General features: G+C 40.6%; 20 protein-coding genes. 17 read left to right on the top strand and 3 right to left on the bottom strand.

Going from position 1 to position 19262, the window contains the following annotated elements; translation table 11 throughout:
• Window positions 1–82: 82 nt before the first annotated feature.
• From adhE to CBF29_RS03925, 4 genes are all read left to right on the top strand, one after another.
• Entirely contained in the window at window positions 83–2746 is a 2664-nt protein-coding gene (adhE, locus tag CBF29_RS03940; RefSeq protein ID WP_126807570.1) for a bifunctional acetaldehyde-CoA/alcohol dehydrogenase, read from the top strand.
• A gap of 174 nt (window positions 2747–2920) precedes the next feature.
• Window positions 2921–3784, top strand: coding sequence for a rod shape-determining protein MreC (gene mreC, locus CBF29_RS03935; RefSeq protein WP_126807567.1), 864 nt, complete (start codon window positions 2921–2923; stop codon window positions 3782–3784).
• On the top strand, window positions 3784–4305 hold the full coding sequence (gene mreD / locus CBF29_RS03930; protein ID WP_126807565.1) for a rod shape-determining protein MreD: 522 nt from the start codon (window positions 3784–3786) through the stop codon (window positions 4303–4305). Before mreC ends, mreD begins: the two co-directional genes overlap by 1 nt.
• Window positions 4306–4442: 137 nt before the next feature.
• Window positions 4443–5672 (top strand): C40 family peptidase, encoded by a 1230-nt coding sequence (locus tag CBF29_RS03925; RefSeq protein ID WP_126807563.1) that lies wholly within the window; start codon window positions 4443–4445, stop codon window positions 5670–5672.
• A gap of 67 nt (window positions 5673–5739) precedes the next feature.
• Here the strand turns inward: CBF29_RS03925 and CBF29_RS03920 are convergent, their stop codons facing one another.
• On the bottom strand, window positions 5740–7542 hold the full coding sequence (locus tag CBF29_RS03920) for a M3 family oligoendopeptidase (protein ID WP_126807561.1): 1803 nt from the start codon (window positions 7540–7542) through the stop codon (window positions 5740–5742).
• A gap of 144 nt (window positions 7543–7686) precedes the next feature.
• Here CBF29_RS03920 and CBF29_RS03915 point away from each other — a divergent pair, with 144 nt between their 5' ends.
• The 9 genes from CBF29_RS03915 (at window position 7687) to comGG (ending at window position 12959) form a co-directional block, all read left to right on the top strand.
• The gene (locus CBF29_RS03915) at window positions 7687–8193 is read left to right on the top strand and encodes a VanZ family protein (protein WP_126807691.1); all 507 of its coding nucleotides are present in this window, start codon (window positions 7687–7689) and stop codon (window positions 8191–8193) included.
• A gap of 75 nt (window positions 8194–8268) precedes the next feature.
• Window positions 8269–8991, top strand: coding sequence for a YebC/PmpR family DNA-binding transcriptional regulator (locus tag CBF29_RS03910; protein WP_126807559.1), 723 nt, complete (start codon window positions 8269–8271; stop codon window positions 8989–8991).
• 132 nt (window positions 8992–9123) lie between these two features.
• A complete protein-coding gene (gene comGA, locus CBF29_RS03905) occupies window positions 9124–10140 on the top strand; it encodes a competence type IV pilus ATPase ComGA (RefSeq protein WP_126807556.1) in 1017 nt (338 codons plus the stop codon).
• Window positions 10121–11146, top strand: a complete 1026-nt coding sequence (comGB, locus tag CBF29_RS03900) for a competence type IV pilus assembly protein ComGB (RefSeq protein ID WP_126807554.1) — start codon at window positions 10121–10123, stop codon at window positions 11144–11146. The genes comGA and comGB overlap by 20 nt, the downstream gene beginning before the upstream one ends.
• The gene (gene comGC / locus CBF29_RS03895) at window positions 11143–11457 is read left to right on the top strand and encodes a competence type IV pilus major pilin ComGC (RefSeq protein WP_126807552.1); all 315 of its coding nucleotides are present in this window, start codon (window positions 11143–11145) and stop codon (window positions 11455–11457) included. The genes comGB and comGC overlap by 4 nt, the downstream gene beginning before the upstream one ends.
• Complete coding sequence (comGD, locus tag CBF29_RS03890) at window positions 11454–11897, top strand: competence type IV pilus minor pilin ComGD (RefSeq protein WP_126807550.1); 444 nt, start codon at window positions 11454–11456, stop codon at window positions 11895–11897. The genes comGC and comGD overlap by 4 nt, the downstream gene beginning before the upstream one ends.
• A gap of 10 nt (window positions 11898–11907) precedes the next feature.
• Window positions 11908–12204: a hypothetical protein gene (locus CBF29_RS03885; RefSeq protein ID WP_126807548.1), complete on the top strand. Its 297-nt coding sequence runs from the start codon at window positions 11908–11910 to the stop codon at window positions 12202–12204.
• Window positions 12197–12652 carry a competence type IV pilus minor pilin ComGF gene (gene comGF, locus CBF29_RS03880; RefSeq protein WP_126807546.1) on the top strand — a complete coding sequence of 152 codons (456 nt, stop codon included), beginning with the start codon at window positions 12197–12199 and terminating at the stop codon, window positions 12650–12652. Before CBF29_RS03885 ends, comGF begins: the two co-directional genes overlap by 8 nt.
• Window positions 12630–12959, top strand: coding sequence for a competence type IV pilus minor pilin ComGG (comGG, locus tag CBF29_RS03875; protein ID WP_126807544.1), 330 nt, complete (start codon window positions 12630–12632; stop codon window positions 12957–12959). Before comGF ends, comGG begins: the two co-directional genes overlap by 23 nt.
• Before the next feature lie 122 nt (window positions 12960–13081).
• On the opposite strand, the gene CBF29_RS03870 is transcribed toward comGG, so the two are convergent.
• Both CBF29_RS03870 and CBF29_RS03865 read right to left on the bottom strand, forming a co-directional pair.
• On the bottom strand, window positions 13082–13762 hold the full coding sequence (locus CBF29_RS03870) for a metal-dependent hydrolase (RefSeq protein WP_126807542.1): 681 nt from the start codon (window positions 13760–13762) through the stop codon (window positions 13082–13084).
• A gap of 225 nt (window positions 13763–13987) precedes the next feature.
• Window positions 13988–14704: a gamma-glutamyl-gamma-aminobutyrate hydrolase family protein gene (locus tag CBF29_RS03865; protein ID WP_126807539.1), complete on the bottom strand. Its 717-nt coding sequence runs from the start codon at window positions 14702–14704 to the stop codon at window positions 13988–13990.
• Between the two features lie 214 nt (window positions 14705–14918).
• On the opposite strand from CBF29_RS03865, the gene metG reads away from it, so the two are divergent.
• The 4 genes from metG (at window position 14919) to rsmA (ending at window position 19220) form a co-directional block, all read left to right on the top strand.
• Complete coding sequence (metG, locus tag CBF29_RS03860; protein WP_126807537.1) at window positions 14919–16919, top strand: methionine--tRNA ligase; 2001 nt, start codon at window positions 14919–14921, stop codon at window positions 16917–16919.
• Window positions 16920–16995: 76 nt separating this feature from the next.
• Window positions 16996–17778 (top strand): TatD family hydrolase, encoded by a 783-nt coding sequence (locus CBF29_RS03855; protein ID WP_126807535.1) that lies wholly within the window; start codon window positions 16996–16998, stop codon window positions 17776–17778.
• Entirely contained in the window at window positions 17768–18352 is a 585-nt protein-coding gene (rnmV, locus tag CBF29_RS03850; RefSeq protein ID WP_126807688.1) for a ribonuclease M5, read from the top strand. Before CBF29_RS03855 ends, rnmV begins: the two co-directional genes overlap by 11 nt.
• Window positions 18345–19220 carry a 16S rRNA (adenine(1518)-N(6)/adenine(1519)-N(6))-dimethyltransferase RsmA gene (rsmA, locus tag CBF29_RS03845; protein WP_126807533.1) on the top strand — a complete coding sequence of 292 codons (876 nt, stop codon included), beginning with the start codon at window positions 18345–18347 and terminating at the stop codon, window positions 19218–19220. The genes rnmV and rsmA overlap by 8 nt, the downstream gene beginning before the upstream one ends.
• Window positions 19221–19262 lie beyond the last annotated feature (42 nt).

The following is a 19262-nucleotide window of genomic DNA, read 5'->3' as shown; positions in this document are numbered from 1 at the left end:
CACAAAAAACTATTTACATTTAAGAAAAAATCGTGTATAGTTCTAATTGTGAAATACTTAACAAACAAATGGAGGGTCTGACATGGGAAAGAAAAAAGATACTAAGATCGAGCAAGTCAGCGGAACTGAAGTAATAACAGAAGGTAATGTTGCTGTCACAGTAACACTTGAAAATAAACATGAAGAAACAGTCGAAGAGATGATCAATACTCTTGTTGAAAAAGGAAACACTGCTTTGAAAGCAATGGAAGATTTTGATCAAGAGAAAGTGGACCACATTGTTCACCAAATGGCAATGGCCGCTTTAGATGCTCATATGCCTCTAGCAAAAATGGCCGTGGAAGAAACTGGTCGTGGGGTTTATGAAGACAAAGCAATCAAAAACATGTACGCCTCTGAATCAATTTGGAACAATATCAAATATGATAAGACGGTCGGTGTGATCCGTGAAGATGAGCAGCATGCCATCGTGGAAATCGCCTCACCTGTAGGAGTGGTTTGCGGTGTAACACCGACAACCAACCCAACCTCTACAACAATTTTTAAATCATTGATTTCATTGAAAACAAGAAATCCGATTATTTTTGCTTTCCATCCGAGCGCTCAGAAATGTTCGGTAGAAGCTGCCCGTATTGTCAGAGACGCTGCAATCAAAGCAGGCGCTCCTGAAGATTGTGTACAGTGGATCGAGCATCCATCTTTAGATGCAACTAACGGATTGATGAACCACCCGGGTGTGGCCATCGTTCTAGCAACAGGCGGAGCTGGCATGGTTAAGTCTGCCTACTCAACTGGAAAACCCGCTTTAGGTGTTGGACCAGGAAACACACCTGTTTATATGGAAAAATCAGCACGCATCAAACGTGCAGTAAATGACGTGATCGTATCAAAAACTTTTGATAACGGAATGATTTGTGCTTCTGAACAGGGCGTCATCGTGGATAAAGAAATTTATGATGAAGTGAAAGCTGAATTTGCCTCTCACCAAGTGTATTTTGTAAAACCAAATGAGTTGGGCAAGTTGGAAAACACTGTAATGAATGAAACAAAAGCAGCTGTAAATCCGGCAATTGTAGGAATGTCTGCAATGAAAATCGCAGAAATGGCTGGCATAGATGTACCTGAAGGAACTAAAATCTTGGTAGCAGAATTAGAAGGAACAGGTATCGAGTACCCATTATCATTGGAAAAACTTTCTCCTGTATTGGCTATGGTTAAAGCTGACAACAAAGAACATGCCTTCGAATTATGTGAGAAAATGCAGGAATTTGGTTTAGGACATACAGCAGTCATCCATACAGAAAATGATGAATTGCAAATCGAATTTGGTTTGAAGATGAAAGCTTGCCGCGTGTTGGTAAACTCTCCAGCAGCTCAAGGCGGTATCGGAGATATCTACAACGAAATGCTTCCTTCATTAACACTGGGATGCGGTTCTTATGGTAAAAACTCTGTTTCCAAAAACGTTTCAGCTGTTAACTTAATTAATACAAAAACAATCGCAAAGAGAAGAAATAATATGCAATGGTTCAAACTACCGTCAAAAATCTATTTTGAAAAAAATTCTTTAAACTATCTTGAAAAAATGAAAGACGTTGAACGTGTGTTTATCGTCTGTGATGAAGGAATGGTCAAGTTCGGTTATGTGGACCGTGTCATAGACGCATTGAACCGACGAGACAACCGAGTGACTGTTGAAGTATTCTCTGACGTTGAGCCGGATCCTTCAACAAACACTGTCGACCGGGGAACTGAACAAATGCGTGCGTTCAATCCAGATACAATTATCGCTCTTGGGGGCGGTTCACCGATGGATGCTGCTAAAGGAATGTGGATGTTCTTCGAAAATCCAGATGTAGAATTCTTCGGAGCTAAACAGAAATTCTTAGATATCCGTAAGAGAACTTACAAGATTCCTGAGGCATCAAAAGCAACTTTTGTTTGTATCCCTACGACTTCAGGAACAGGTTCTGAAGTGACACCGTTCGCTGTTATTACAGACAGTGAAACAGGCGTAAAATATCCGTTGGCAGATTATGCATTGACACCTGATGTTGCGATTATCGATCCGCAGTTTGTCTATTCAGTACCTCAATCAGTGACTGCTGACACAGGAATGGACGTTTTGACTCACGCTATTGAATCTTATGTTTCAGTGATGTCCTCAGACTACACACGCGGATTGAGTTTACAAGCGATCAAGTTAGTCTTTGAAAGCCTGCAAGATTCTTGCCTGCGCCCTAATGAGGAAAATCGTGAAAAAATGCATAATGCGTCAGCTTTAGCTGGTATGGCGTTTGCCAATGCCTTCCTAGGTATTTGTCACTCTATCGCCCATAAGTGCGGTGCAGCTTTCCATATCCCACATGGCAGAACGAATGCTATCCTACTGCCTCATGTGATTCGCTATAATGCAAAAGATCCGTCTAAACATGCGATGTTCCCTAAGTATGATTACTTTAGAGCGCATGAGGATTATGCAGAAATCGCAAGATACTTAGGTCTTAAAGGAAATACAGTAGAAGAGTTGGTAGAGTCATTAGCAACTGCAGTTACAGAACTTGGTCAGTCTGTCGGTATCGAAATGAACTTCAAAGCACAAAATGTGACAGAAGCTCAATTAGCAGCACAAGCAGATCAGTTAGCAGAACTAGCTTATCTTGACCAATGTACGACAGCAAACCCTAAAGAGCCGTTGATCAGCGAATTGAAAGAGATTATCGTCAAAGCTTATCATGGTGAATAATCAGCTACATTTGAACACGCAAGTTAACTGTTAACTTGCGTGTTTTTTGCATTTAGAAGAATGTTTAAAGTTTGTTAATTTTATAGGTCCTCAGTAGAAAAGGGAAAAAAATCATGTTAGAATAGTGGAGATTGTTTGCTAGATTATCTAGGGACTAGAACATGGGGTGGAAACGTGAAGAAATTTAATTCAAGCAAAAAGATTATCATTGCGATTGTTTTAGCAATTATTATCATATTATTAGTCAGTTTGAGTGTGATGCAAAGAGATAATGAAGATTCATCTGGCCCTGTTCAGTCAGTTATCAGCGATTTGGTCGCAACTGTTGACCAAGGATTATCCTATCCGGTGCGCGCGATTGAAAGAAGCATCCAATCGGTAAGTAATCTTTTGGGGACCTATGAAGAAAATGGGCAGCTGAAAAAACGGCTGGATTCCTATGCTTCAATGCAAAGCGAAAATGAAATTTTACAAAAAGAAAATAAAGAATTAAGAGACCAGTTAGAACTGCAAGCCACATTGACCACAAATGAAAAGATCGTGGCGAATGTGATTACCCGTTCACCAGATGACTGGCAGGATATTTTGATTATCGACCGGGGCCAGCGGGATGGTATCGAAGTGAATATGCCTGTGATGGGAAGCAGTGGTCTGATCGGGCGGGTTATCGTTGTGAATGATACCTCTGCCAAAGTCGAATTGTTGACATCAACGAATCAAAATTCTAATCATTTCCCTGTGATGATTACACCTGACGGGGAAGAGTCGGTGTTTGGCTTGATGGCGAGTTATTCGGAAGAAGAAAGTGCCTTGGTAGTAAAACAGCTCACTTCTGTCAAGGGAGTAAAAAAAGGAGACAAGGTGCTGACCTCGGGCTTGGGGACAAGTTCGCCCAAAGGTTTAATGGTAGGTACCGTGTCAAAAGTCGAACCAACCAGTTTTGGTTTGGAGCAAGAAGTGTATGTCTCCCCTGCCTCCTCTTTGTATGATATTTCAGTGGTGACAGTGGTAAAACGTGTAGTGGGAAGTGGCGAGTAATGCAGAAAAAAAGAGAAGTGATGAAAGTTCTGCTCCCGCTTTTGGTACTGCTTGCCATGCTGATGGACAGCCAAATCAGCAATATTTTGAGATTGCTGACAGGAGGAGAACTTTTTTTTATCAGCCATTTTATGCTGTTGGGATTGATTATGGGAAGTTTATTTTACTCGAAGACTTACATGGTCATAACGTCGATTATTCTCGGTTTGCTCTTTGATACATATTATTACAGCATTTTAGGCATCAACACTGTTTCTTTGCCCTTGACGGTTTTATTAGTTTATCTGGTATTTGACTATATCGAGCCGACTATCCCTACACTGCTTTTGAGTTTAGTGATTTTTATTACCATCATGGACGGCAGTGCTTATTTTATACAAGTTATCTTTAATTTGATTGAGGGGAACTTGCTAGGGTTTGTTTCCACTCAATTGGGACCTACATTGTTGATGAACATGACGATATTTATTCTTTTAGCGTACCCGATAAAGAAAATATCAGAAAAAAGTAACCGAGGATGAAATGTTATTGTAATATTTCTATTATCCCTTTGTCATGATAGTGTGTTAGAATTTCTAATAGTCGATGAAATAATATGCTATTTAATATATGAATATAAATTGAGTTGAACTAAACGAAAATTCGGAGGAATGACACTGTGAAGAAGAAGATTCTATCGGTTTTATTGGTAAGCGGTCTGGCACTTGGAAGTGTGACAATACCTGCAACAGTTAATGCTGATGAAGTAAATAATAAAATTGAAGCGTCAGATAAAAAAATCAATGAGTTAGCTAATCAGGCAGCAGCAGCAGAAGCACAACTAGCAACATTAAGAGCTAATATGGATAGTATTCGCGCAAAAGCGGAAAAACTACAGACAGAGCAAATAGCTTTGAATGGTGAATTAACCACTCTTAATGAAGAAATTGCGGCTTTGACAGTCAAGATTGAAAAGCGCGATGGAAAAATCAAAGAACAAGCACGTGCGATTCAGACAGGAGAAGCTTCTTCAAATTATTTGGAAGCAGTATTGTCTGCAGAAACAATTTCTGATGCAGTCACTCGTGTAGCAGCAACAGCTAGACTAGTTGCAGCTAACAACGATTTATTGAAAGAACAAGAAAAAGATAAGGCGGCTGTTGAAACTAAAGCAGCTGATGCAGAAACTAAATTAGAGACAATTGAAAAAAATGCGGGTGAATTGGAACAGCAAAAAGGCGCATTAATCGAGCAAGAATATCAGCAGACGATTTTGGTAAGTACCATTGAAGCAGAGAAAACATCTGAAGAAGGTAAAAAATCTGAGTTGCTGGCTGAAAAAGAAGCAGCTGAAAGAGCACTTGAAGAACAAGCTCGTCAAGTGGAGGCAGCACAACAAGCCGCACAACAACAGGCTGCTCAACCTGCACCGGAGTCAGCTGGTAATGCACAATCAGGCGGGAACGGTGTGGTCAATCCTCCTAACAACGGAGGCGGCGGTGGTGCAGCTGCACCAAGTCCTGTGATACCAGATCCAGTACCAACACCAACAACAAATGCAGGAGCAATCTTAGCAGAAGCTGCAAAGCACGTGGGTAAACCATATGTATGGGCTGCTAAAGGGCCAGACTCATTTGACTGCTCTGGTTTTACTAGTTATGTGTTCCGTGTGGCGGCAGGAAGAGAAATTGGTGGTTATACTGGTGCGCAGGAAGGTCAAGGTGTAAGGATTTCCTTATCTCAAGTACAAGCTGGAGATTTGCTGTTTTGGGGACCTCAAGGAGGTTCTACTCACGTAGCGATCTCAACTGGCGGGTCAGGTTATATCCATGCACCAGCTCCAGGACAGACAGTATGCTACAGCAACTTTGCTTGGTACGCTCCAAGCTTCGCAGTTCGGGTACTATAATTCAAAATCAAAAGAACTCTCTGACAACAGAGAGTTCTTTTTTGCGTATTTTTAAAAAATTAGTTTCTTACTTGATATGATCGTCAGTTAATGTCATAAATTCCTCAACGTCTTGTTTAACAATATCAATACCAGCTTGCCAAAAATCTGGTTGCGTCAAGTCCACTCCCAAATGTTTTTTAGCCAGTTCTTCAGTACTCATCGAAGCCGTATCTTGCAGTAAAGAAATATAATTTTCTTCGAAATTCCCATCGCTCTTTTGGGCGAAAGCGTAAATACCCATACTGAAGAGGTAACCAAAAGTATAAGGGAAATTATAAAATGGTACATCATCAATATAGAAGTGGAGTTTGCTTGCCCAAAAGTGAGGGTGATAGGCTTCAAGAGAATCTTGATAGGCTTCTTTTTGGGCTTCCAACATCAATTGAGTGATTTCTTCATCAGACAATACTTTTTCTTTTCTTTCTGCGTGAAAATTATTTTCAAAAATAAAACGGGCATGGATATTCATAAACATGGCGATGGCATTTTGCATCTTGCTGTCCAAGAGATTTATTTTTTCTGCATTTGTTTTTGCTTGTTTTAAAGCGGCATCTGCCACGATTAATTCGGCAAAAGTGCTGGCAGTTTCAGCCACATTCATAGCATACTGCTGGCTGATTCCCGGAAGGTCCCACATGACATGGCTGTGAAAAGCGTGTCCCAATTCATGAGCCAAAGTGGCCACTTCATTGACTGACCCGCCATAAGTCATAAAAATTCGAGATTCTCGTGTCTCGGGCAAGCTTGTGCAATAACCCCCCGGTCTTTTTCCGGGCCGGTCTTCAGCTTCAATCCAGCTTTTTTCAAAAGCTTCGCGGGCAAACTGGGCCATTTTGGGACTGAATTTATCGAAATTTCCAATTATAAACTCTGCTGCTTCATCAAAAGTGTAGCGGGTTTCTTCTAACTCATCTAAAATAACTGGGGCATCCTGATCTTGCCAAGCCATTTTTTCTTTGCCAAATAGTTGGGCTTTTCTAGTTAAAAAGTCGACGAAAGTTTGTTTGTTTGCTGAGATGGCTTGCCACATGGCTTCAAGGGTTTCTTTCTTCATCCGGTTATATTTTAGGGGAGTTTCCAGATAGTCCTCGATACCGTGAAGTTTATAATTGATTAAACGGAAACCTTGCAGGTGATTTAGCGTATCTGCAAACAAAGGCGCTTTATCTGCCCAGTTTTTTTCCCATAAATCAAATAGTTCTTCACGAACGGCAGCATCCGGGTCTCCTGTCATTCGATTAAAGGCTTGACCGGCGGATAATTTTTCTCCCCGATAGTCGATTTCTATACTAGCAACAATCGTGTCATAGTGAGAACTCCAAGCGTTAAAACCGTCAATCGCTAACTGATTAATAATATGTTCTTCATCTTCAGTCAACAGTTGTTTGCCTTTTTCGCGAAGTTCTTCTAAGTTGAATAAAACACCTTGTTGATTAGCTAAAGGGGCTTTTTCTAATTGACTCCAGCCGTTTTCTGTTAAGGTAGTCAATTTTTTCATCAGCTCATTGTAAACATTTTGATAGTCTGCTGAATAACTTTGCAAAACACCTAATAAAGTGTTGGCTTTTTTATTGTGGATATCAGCTGACTGCACCGCAGTAATAAAACTTTCAGTTTGGGCAAAGCCGTTTTCAATTTTTTCGGCTTTACACAAAATGGCTTCAAGTCCATTGAAGTTTGGTGTGTCGCCGGATGGTTCCCATTGTTTGATAATGTCAGCAAGGTCACGAATGTCACTTGCCAGTTTATCCAGTCTGACTGCTAGTTGAGGGGATTCTGTGCCGCCGGGGAAAATCGAATCTAAATCCCAAGTTAAAGAATAGTTCATCATATCACTCCTAATTCAAATTGTTTCCGTATCCATTATAGGCTATTTTTTTAGAAAAAACTTAGATTCCCCATTATTTTTTGATAAAGATTGAATCCTCAAGATTACTCGTGTAGGATAATTGATGTAGAGGTGGTGTAGGTGATAAAAAAAGCAGTAAAAAATGGCAATTTATATATCATATTAGCATTTGTGATGATGGGAATTTTATTTATCAGTTCCTCTCAAACTTATGAGCAGCAATCTCAGGTCGGTTTGCTGGAGAAATTACTAAAAAATGAACCTTTCAAAGAGGCGTTGTCCGGTTGGCAGATCACATATGGGGGAAGCGTCGTAAGTATCGAAAAAAATGGTTATTTTCATTTTGTGGAATTTTTTCTTAGGAAAGGTGCCCACTTCGGCAGCTATTTTATTTTGGGCAGTCTGTGGTTTTTAGGTTTGCAGATTAAAATGAAAGCAACTTTTCTTCCCGGTGTGGTCAGTTGGCTCGCCGCTACAGGGTATGCCGGTCTGGATGAATTTCATCAAATGCTGACAGGGGGTAGGACCCCGATGTTTGAAGATGTGATGTTGGATAGTGTAGGTGCTTTGACGGGGATTGTTTTGTGTTTATTATTTTCTTTCATCAGACAGTTGAGAAAGAAAAAGTAAAACAACTTTTGCTTCTGAAAACGAAATTTGCTATGATAGTAACGGTTTAAATAATAAAGAAAGCGGGTGGAGAGAATGGCAGGACATTCCAAGTGGAATAACATCAAGGGAAGAAAATCTGCGCAAGATGCAAAACGCGGTAAAATTTTCCAAAAACTATCTCGAGAAATATATATGGCAGCAAAAAGTGGTGGACCTGATCCAACTTCTAATCCGTCTTTAAGATTGGTTTTGGATAAAGCCAAGTCGGCTAATATGCCAAATGACAATGTCAATCGTGCCATTAAAAAAGCAACTTCTTCTGGTGAAGGAGAGCATTATGATGAAGTGACGTACGAAGGTTACGGACCGGGGGGAGCAGCTGTGCTGGTCTACGCTCTGACCGATAACCGGAACCGGACAGCAACTAATGTGCGAGTCGCCTTTAATAAAAACGGCGGTTCCTTAGGTGAGACAGGTTCAGTTAGTTATATGTTCGACCGTAAAGGGTACATAGCTATCGAACGTGAAGGGCTAGCTGTAGATGAGGAAACCATGCTGATGAGTGTGTTGGAAGCAGGGGGAGAAGATTTGGAAACCTCTCAAGAAGTTTTTGAGATTTATTGCGAAGCGGGAGATTTCAATGAGGTACGGGATGCTTTGGCTGCTGAGTACACTTTGGCACAAGCTGAGTTGACGATGCTAGCTCAAACAGAAATGGAATTAGCTGACGATGCGCAAGAAAAGCTTGAAAATTTGATTGATGCGTTGGAAGATGATGATGATATTTCGGAAGTATTTACTTCTGCAGCTTTTTAAAACGAATTTAATAATAAGCTTTGTTTTATGATTATTACGTCATAAAACAAGGCTTATTTTTTTATTTTAAGGAAAAAGTTTGGTGGTTTTGTTTGTTTCTATCATAGATATAGGATGAAGAGGTAATAAACTATGAAAGATTATGTGAACCGATTATGCGAAAAAGCTTTCCGGCTGAAAGCAAGTGACTTGTATATATTTCCGGCAGGTGATCGTTACGAGTTGGCTTTTCGAATCCACCAGCAAAAAAAAAATCATGAATATGTGACAGAAGTTTTTGCGGAGAAGCTGATTTTGTATCTGAAATATTCTGCCAACATGGACGTGGGAGAAAAAAGGCGAATCCAAATCGGCTCCACCAGTTTTGTGACAAAGGATGGTCGTAAGCGCAGGATGCGTTTGTCAGCTGTTGCCAATTATCGCTATCAGGAGACGTTAGTTATTCGTTTTTTGCATGATATTGTGGAGTCGTCTGAGTTTCATCTGTTTTTTCCCAAGGAGTATGAAAAACTTAAAAAAAGTATCACAGGCAACGGTTTGTTCTTGTTCGCCGGTGCGACAGGGTCAGGAAAATCTACGACCATGTATTCTTTGGCACGGGAGATTGCCTGTTCTCAAAAGCAAGTGATTACTGTAGAAGATCCGGTGGAGATAGAGTGTCCAGAATTTTTACAACTTCAAACGAATGATAAAATCGGTTTGACTTATGACGACTTGGTGCAGGTTTGTCTGCGTCATCGTCCTGATTTGTTGATCGTGGGAGAAATCAGAGATCGCCAGACGGCTCAGGCGGTGGTCAGAGGTGCTTTGACGGGGCATCAAATATTTTCTACGATTCACGGGATGGACAAGCACAGCGTTCTTTTCCGTCTGCTGGAGCTGGGAGTCAATCAAGAAGATGTGAGACAGTGTTTGAAAGGAGTGATTTATCAGACGATTTTACCGATAGCGTGTCCTTACTGCGAAGAAAAATGTTCCGTGTACTGTCCTAATCAAAAAAGTGCAGTCTTGTTTGATATCTTTTACTACGAAGGGAGTCAGTTGCTTGTCAAGACGCAAAAGAAAAAAGAAGATTTTCAAAAAAAGCTTCGAAAAGCGTGGGCTCTTGGGTATATCAGCAGTCAGACCTTTGAGCAGTTTTGCATTTAACTCACCGAAAAAAATGTCTAAAAAATTTCAGCTGACAGTTGTTGTTCTCTTGGCAGATTTATTGAAGAATGGATTTACTTTTCAAGAAAGTTTGAGATTCATGGCACTGATTTATCCGAAAGAAGCAGACTTGCTTGTTCAAATGGAGCAGTTCTTTTTAGGCGGACATACTATTTATCTTGGGTTTCGCCAGCTAGGGTTTTCTGACAAATATGTCGCCCAAATCAATCTTGGAGAAAAACACGGAGATTTGGTAAGTACTTTTTCTCGGGTGGCAGGACAGATGAAAGATCATGAAAGGCAAAAGCAAAGCTTGTACAAAATTTTGACCTATCCGCTGATTTTAGTTTGCTTTTTATTTAGCATGATTATGGGGATGAATTGGTTTCTTTTACCGCAAATGCCTGAGATGACCAGCGCTGATAACTTTGGGATATGGCTTATTCAACATACTCCCTTACTTACTCTATCGGTCATGGTGATTTTATGTTTAGCGAGTATGTTTGTGAAGGTGCTGCTGAAAAAGCATTCTCAAATTAAAAAATTGACATTTTATATGCATGTTCCACTAGTAAATGTTTTTTTGCAGTATTATTATACGTCTTTTTTTGCTTATGAGTGGGGAAAACTGCTAAATCAGGGGATAGAACTGCGGCAAGTTCTGATGATTATGGCAGAAGAGGGGAACACATTATTTATGCAGGAAATTGGAGAGGTGCTGCAAAAAAAGCTGGAGTCGGGTGAATTGATTGTGACACAAATCAGCCAGTGGAAATTTTTCCTGCCGGGATTCAGCAAAATCATCATGCAAGGGGAAGCCAAAGGGAAGTTAGGGGAAGAATTAATGATTTACGGAACAAAAATCTGGGAAGATTTGCTGGAAAAGGTTGAAAAAGGGACCCAGTGGCTTCAGCCGATTATTTTTTTAGTAATAGCGTTGCTGATCATTGCTGTTTATAGTGCGTTGTTACTACCGATTTATCAAAGTATGGAGGGGTTAATATGAAACTGTTTAAAATAGATCGTGATAAAAAGAAAAGTTATTCCGGCTTTACGTTAATAGAAATGTTGATAGTTCTATTTATCATTGCGGTGTTAGTGTTGATTTTTGTGCCTAATTTATCTTCTCAGAAGGAAGAGATTACTAAACAAGGAAATGAAGCGTTGACGAAGGTAGTGCATTCCCAAGTAGAGTTATTTTTGATGAATGGAGAGACAGATGCGCTGAATTATGAAAATTTAGTGAAACTAAAATATTTAACGCAAGATCAATCGGACAAGGCGCAAAAAAGCGAAATTAAGCTTCAAGGAGAATGAAACGCTATGGTGGTTTTACCCTTATTGAGTCATTGCTGGTACTGTTAGTTGTGTCGGTTATGTTAGGCTTGCCCTATCTGTCTTTCCACCGGTGGGGAGAAAGAATGAATGCCATTTACTTTTTCAGTGAATTTGAAGCTTATTATCACAGGACGCAATTATCTGCTATGACAAGTTCTATGCCTTGTACGATTTATGTAAAGAAAAAAGAAGTCATTTTTATCTACCGTGATCTGGCAGCCCGGCAGCAGCTGGTTTCCTTGGATTTACCCGCAGAAGTGACGACGTCAGCTGATTTTTCAATCCAAATTAATGGAACCAGCGGCAATACAAAAGATATGAAATCCTTCAATTTTTTTAATACAGCCTCAAAAGAGACAGTCACTTATAAAATACAGTTGGGAAGTGGCAAGCTTGATAAAGAAATTCAAAAACTATAGGGGATATATCTTGTTGGAAAGTATAACTGCCTTTGCCATTCTAGTCTGGTTAGTCATGAACCTATTGCCTTTGCTATTATTTATGAAAAAAGAAGAAATCCGCCTGCAGCATCAATTAGACTATTACCGCTATTTAGTAGAAATGACGGAAGAATATAGCATCACTAAGAAAATCCGGGGGAGACGTGTGGTTGTTGACGGGGAATTATTTTTTTTAAGGGCAGAGACACAACAGGATAGATTGATAGGTGTGGCGATATTAAATGAAAATTACGAAACGTTAGAGAGTGTCAAAATTTATGAATAAACAAAATTATCAGGGATTTACATTGCTGGAGGCTTTGGTCGCATTGCTGGTGTTGCTGCTGACATGTTCTTTTTTTGTCGGACTGATAAGAGGAACCCAGCAGCTGATCCATGATGATGGAGCACAAAACCATATGGAATGGCATTTATTTTTAAACCAATTAACCCATGAACTGACAAACTTGACTTTAGTTGAAGTGGGGGAAGATTACTTAAAGCTGATTGAAAAAGGGCCTAAAAATGAGATATATCGGACAACGATCGAACTTTATTATAGACGTCAAATGATTAGAAAATCAACAAATGGCGGACATCAGCCATTGTTGCTCCATGTGAGGAAAGCTAAGTTCAAAGAAGTGGCAACTGGTGTAATAGAGATTAATGTGGAGTTGCTGGATGGGGAGAAGAGGCAAGGCAGGATTCGACATGAAAAAAAGCAGGAGCCGTAAGAAGTACACTGGAGGAATTTTATTATCAGTTATAGTGCTGTTTACGATGTATTTGTTCATATTCCAGCTGATTCATCGGCAATACCTTCATCAACAAGCGATGGTGATTGAGGCACAAAAATTTTATCAACTGAAAATTTTAAAAGAAATGTCCATACAGTGGATTGAAGCTGGGGAGATGTCGGGAGAAGGGACGATTAAATTCAATAAGGGGAAAGTGACGTATAAGGTTGAGCCTCACCAGATTAAACTGGTCGCCACGTTAAATTCAAAAGAATCAAAAACGATGATTCATAAGAAAGATTGATTTAAAATAATTTCATTTATCTGTATATTTTATCCCTCTCTGTGAGCAGTCCTTGAAAGAATGTTCATAGAGAGGGATTTCTTTGATTATTATCTCTTGTTTAACTTGAAATTCCCTGAAATTTATAGAGAAAGTGATTCGCCGATATTAGGAACTATCCCAGTGTCTCCTAGTTCGTTGACGAATATTTGCGGGTCTTGTTTGATCAGCGGGAACGTGTTGTAGTGGATTGGGACGACCCTTTTAGGTTTCAGCCACTTAACTGCTTGAACGGCATCCTCTGGTCCCATGGTAAAGTTATCTCCGATTGGAACGAACGCTAGATCGATTGAAAATTTGTTGCCGATGAGCTGCATGTCTGAAAAGAGTGCAGTGTCTCCGGCATGATAGATAGTTTTTCCTTCCAAGTTAATGACTAAACCGGTGGCAATCCCCAGCGGATAGTTTGTTCCGTCAGCATCAGTATAACTCGAGCTATGAATTGCTGGGGTCATCGTCACTTTTCCAAATGGGAAAATGAAGCTGCCGCCAGGTTGTAAACCGTGAGTATTTAATCCGCGAGATTCAAGGAAATCTGCTAATTCCACGTTTGCTATCACAAGAGCGGAGGATTTTTTGGCAATAGTTAACGTATCTCCTACATGGTCATTATGGGCATGGGTCAATAAAATGAAATCTGCCTGTTCAGTTTCAGCCTTTAAATCACATAATTGATTACCAGTTATAAAAGGATCAATCAAGATAACTTTCTCATCAGCAGTGATGATTTTTACTACGGAATGGCCGTGCCAACTTATTTTCATTGGTTCCTCATCCTTTCTTAAAGCTTCACATCAATTCAATTATAAGAAAAATCCGAAAAAAACTCAAAGTTAAAGAGAAGAACCCTCCTTGCTAGAAGGTTCTTCTCTCTCGTGAGTCAGCTTTTAAAAATACGAAAAGCGGTAAGTATCATCTGAAATACATTTTTAAAATAGAGCTATTTATGAGAAATAGTTAGAGATATGCTAAGGGGTAGAGCAAAAAAGTTATAGTTGATTGACAAAATAGTCGAATAGACTTAGGTCTTTTTCATTGGCTTGAAAGGACAACTCTGGATGCCATTGTACCGCTAAGATTGGTTTGTCGACAGCTTCGATACCTTCAATCAAGTGGTCTTTGCTGTGAGCCACAGCTTCAAAGCCGGGGGCTAATTTTTTGATTGCTTGATGATGATAAGAATTCACCATGGCTTCCGTTCCGATAAGTCCAGCTAAAGTACTGTTTTCTTTGACAGTAACGGAATGTGATGGGAATATCGGCTGGGTCTGAATTTGTAAATGGTTGATCTGCCATTCAGGAAACAAGGACAAATCTTGGTAAAGACTGCCGCCAAAGACTACATTAAGCAACTGCATGCCCCGACACACGGCAAATATCGGTTTTTCTTGTGCGACGGCAGCTTCAATAAGAGCTTTTTCAAACAAGTCTCTCTCCAAATCTGTTTCTTTGATTAAAAGGTGTGGTTCCTCGTGATACAGTTGGGGAGAAACATCTTGCCCGCCTGCCAGTAAAAGTTTGTCGATTTGACTGACGTAGGCTTCTGCCAACTCCGGTTTTCCGATAGGTAAAATGAAAGGCAGTCCGCCAACGTGATGAATGCCGTGTACAAAGCCTTCTGGAGTGTAGGCTGTCGTTGTTCCGAAAAATTCTCCGCTGCCTGGCGCTTGCTTATTGCCGGCGATTCCAATAATTGTTTTTGACATCTTGTTTCCTCCGTAATAGTTTAAGTTATGCTCAGTACGAGTATTTTACTCGCAAGTGCGTTTATTTTCAAATAATCTGCGTTTTATCTTAAAACAGCCATTCCCTTTCCCCCGTTTATCATATTTTTTCGAGAAGTTTCTGAAAGAATATGTTATACTATATAGCAAACTGAGCATTTTTACAATGGAATGCGACTTTTGAGGAGGATACCAAATGGCGGATAAGAAGCCTTTTTATATCACGACACCAATTTATTATCCGAGTGGAAAATTACATATCGGCAGTTCATACACAACCCTTGTGTGTGACGCAATGGCTCGTTATAAACGTTTGACAGGATATGATGTGTTTTATTTAACAGGATTGGATGAACATGGACAAAAAATAGAACAAAAAGCTAAGGAACTAAATGTCAGCCCCCAAGAATATGTTGACGGGATGGCGGTGGGGGTACAGCAATTATGGAAACGTCTGGACATTAGTTATGACTATTTTGTCAGAACGACGGACCCTCAGCATAAGGCAGTGGTTCAAAAAGTTTTTGAACGACTGTTAGCTCAAGGAGATATTTACCTTGGGGAGTATGAAGGCTGGTACTCAGTCTCAGATGAAGAATATTTTACAGAGAAACAGTTAATGAAAGTTTTTCGTGATGATGACGGGAATGTCGTCGGCGGTTTGGCTCCAAGCGGTCATGAAGTAGAATTGGTAAAAGAAGAGTGTTATTTCTTCAAAATGTCCAAGTATGCCGGCCGATTGATTGAGCATTACGCCACCCATCCGGAGTTTATTCAGCCGGAATCACGTAAAAATGAAATGTTGAATAATTTTATAAAACCGGGACTGGAAGATTTAGCTCTGACTCGGACAACGTTTAGCTGGGGTGTGGAAGTGCCAAGTGACCCTAAACACGTGATTTATGTTTGGATTGATGCTTTGATCAATTATATTTCAGCGTTGGGTTACGGCACCGATCACGATGAAAAATTCCAGAAATTTTGGCCGGCTGATGTGCATGTGATTGCAAAAGAAATCGTACGTTTCCACACGATTTACTGGCCGATCATGTTGATGGCTTTGGATCTTCCCTTGCCTAAAAAAATCTATGCCCATGGCTGGATTGTGATGAAAGATGGCAAAATGTCTAAATCAAGGGGCAATGTGGTCTATCCCGACATGCTGGCAGATCGCTACGGTCTGGATGCGTTGCGTTACTATTTGCTTCGTTCGATGCCGTACAGTAACGACAGTGTCTTCACTCCTGAGGATTTTGTTTCTCGTGTGAATTATGATTTAGCCAATGATTTGGGAAATCTTTTGAATCGTACAGTGGCAATGATCAATAAATATTGTGAAGGAATCGTTCCTAAATATGCATCTCTTGTGACGGATTTTGATAGTGAATTGTCGACCACAGCAGCAAATGTAATCGGGCGATATCATAAGGCAATGGAAAACATGGAGTTCAGTTTAGCGTTGCAAGAAGTCTGGACGTTGATTTCTCGTGCCAACAAGTATATTGACGAGACTGAACCGTGGGTGCTTGCTAAGGATGAGGAACGCAGAGAAGAATTGGAAAGTGTGATGGTGCATCTGGCGGAGTCCTTGCGAATCGTTGCAATTTTACTTCAGCCGATATTGACCCGCACACCGCGGAAAATCTTCAAACAGCTTGGGTTGGCGCAAGAAGAAATCAATATGGAAAGTATCCGCTTTGGAGAATTCCCGGAAAATATAAAGGTAATCAGCAAAGGTCAGCCGATTTTCCCTCGGTTGGAAGTAGAGGAAGAAGTTGCTTTTATCAAAGAAAAAATGAATGAAAAGCCAGCTGACGAAACAATTATTTGGAATCCGGAAGAAATAGAACTGGTATCGTCGAAAGAGAAACCTATTCCATTTGAAAACTTCCAAGCCATGGAATTAAAGGTGGCGGAAATTATTGATTGCCAGAAGGTTAAAGGCGCTGATAAACTGTTGAAATTCCGTTTGGATGCAGGGGACAAAGGGCATCGGCAAATCATCTCCGGGGTGGCAGAATTTTATCCAGACCCAGAGGATTTAATCGGGAAAAAAGTGGCGATTGTAGCTAATCTGGCTCCAAGGAAAATCCGCGGGCTGCTCAGTCAAGGAATGATTCTGTCAGCTGAATATGATGGGAAATTGAAGATTATAGAAGTAGCGAAGAATATTCCCAATGGCTCGGAAATTGCTTAAACTAACGGACGATTGAAGATTTTCTTCAATCGTCTTCTCTTTTTTTGAAGTCGTGGGAAGTAATAGGAGGGGAAATATGATATTTGACACACACACCCATTTAAATGTTCCGCAATTTGAAGATGATTTGCCGGAGGTGCTCAACCGGGCGAAAGAGGCTGGTGTCAGCGAGATGGCAGTGGTAGGCTTTGATACGCCAACGATCGAAAAAAGTCTGGCATTGAGTCAAGAACATGAAATGATTTACAGTATTATCGGTTGGCATCCTACTGAAGCCGGCAGCTACACGCCAGCAATCGAAAGAAAACTGCAAGAAGACTTACTGACCACTAAAGTAGTAGCTTTAGGAGAAATAGGTTTAGATTATCATTGGATGACTGATCCAAAAGAGGTTCAGGAGAAAATTTTCCGCCGGCAGCTGGCTATCGCTAGGGAACTGCATCTGCCTTTCAGTGTTCATATGCGGGATGCTTTGGAAGATACATACCGCATCTTAAAAGAAGAGAAAGTGCATTTGACTGGTGGCATCATGCATAGTTTTAGCGGTGATGCAGAATGGATGAAACGCTTTTTAGATCTGGGACTGCATATCTCATTCAGCGGGGTGGTCACCTTTAAAAAAACACTGGAATTGCAGGAGGCGGCGCAACAAGTGCCTTCAGAGTGGTTTTTAGTTGAAACAGATGCCCCTTATCTTGCACCGGTACCTTATCGAGGAAAGCGGAATGAGCCGGCCTATACGCGCTTTGTCGTTGAAAAAATTGCCGAACTGCGGGAAGAAAGTGTCGAAACGATTGCAGGAATCACCCGCAGAAATGCCCATCGCTTATTCAAGATTGGTGATACGAATGCTGGATAAAGAAGAAAAGTTGAAAATACAGGAAATAATCGTTGTCGAAGGCAAAGAAGACACTAGAAGAATTCAAGAAGTGGTGGAAGCTGATACTATCGAAACGATCGGTTCGGCCATCAATGAAGAGATATTGGAACAAATCCTTCATGCTCAGGAAATACGGGGAGTCATCGTTTTTACAGATCCAGATTTTTCAGGAGAGAAAATCAGAAAAATCATCACTGAACATGTGCCAAATGCCAAGCATGCTTTTTTGGCAAGAAGGAAAGCATCGCCGAAAAAAAGAGGGGCAAGTCTAGGTGTTGAGCATGCCAGTGATGAGGCAATCATCGATGCTCTGAAACATGTGGTGACGCCCTACCATGATGAGGGCTGGCAAGAAATCGATCGAAGCCTGCTGATGGCATACGGTCTGATTGGCGGTGCTAATAGTAAAGAAAAGCGGGAAAAATTAGGGGAAATCTTGCGCATCGGTTACACTAACAGCAAACAATTGATGAAACGTCTCAAAGTGTTTCGAATCACGGAAGAGATGCTGACCGATGCGATGAGAGAAATAGAAGGGGAGCAAAATGACTAAAGAAATCGCCACGCCGGCTAGGACAAAAGAGTTACTAAAAAAATATGGTTTTTCCTTCAAAAAAAGTTTGGGGCAGAATTTTTTAACAGATTTGAATATTTTACACAATATTGTGAAAGCAGCAGAATTAGATGCTCAAACAAATGTGATCGAAATCGGTCCGGGGATGGGATCTTTGACAGAGTTTCTTGCAAAAACTGCTAATCAAGTGCTGGCGTTTGAAATTGATCAGCGCTTGATAGAAATTTTAGATGAAACCATGGCACCGTATCCGAATGTTACAGTAATCAATCAGGATATTTTAAAAGCAGACATCGAGAAGGTGACTAAGGAAGTCTTCCATGACGCCCTGCCGATAAAAGTGGTGGCGAATTTGCCTTACTATGTGACCACACCTATCATGATGTATTTATTAACGTCTCCTTTAAAAATCGACGGGATGACTCTCATGATGCAAAAGGAAGTAGCAGAGCGGATTGTTGCCAAACCGGGGACCAAAGCTTACGGGACATTGTCGATAGCTGTGCAGTATTACATGGCGGCACAAATTTCTTTTATTGTCCCCAAAACAGCGTTTGTGCCTCAGCCTAATGTGGATTCGGCTATTTTGCAGTTGACTAAAAGAGAACAGCCCTTAGTAACAGTCGAGGATGAATCTCAATTTTTTGCTTTAGTTAAGGCGGCTTTCCAGCAACGCCGCAAGACTTTGTGGAATAATTTAATTAACTACTTTGGAAAAGATGAAGAGACTAAAGAACGGTTGCAATCTGCCTTGGATTTCTGTGCTATCGATCCGCAACGACGGGGAGAAACATTAAGTATTCAAGAGTTTGCTGCCTTATCAGACCAATTAGTAAAAAATAAATAACAAAAAGGGAGAAGGTGTGTCTGGCACACCTTCTCCCTTTTT

This window comes from Vagococcus elongatus (genome assembly GCF_003987645.1).
Lineage (GTDB): Bacteria > Bacillota > Bacilli > Lactobacillales > Vagococcaceae > Vagococcus_A > Vagococcus_A elongatus.
Note: the sequence above shows the minus strand (reverse complement) of the source record. Positions and strands in the feature narration are given on the sequence as shown.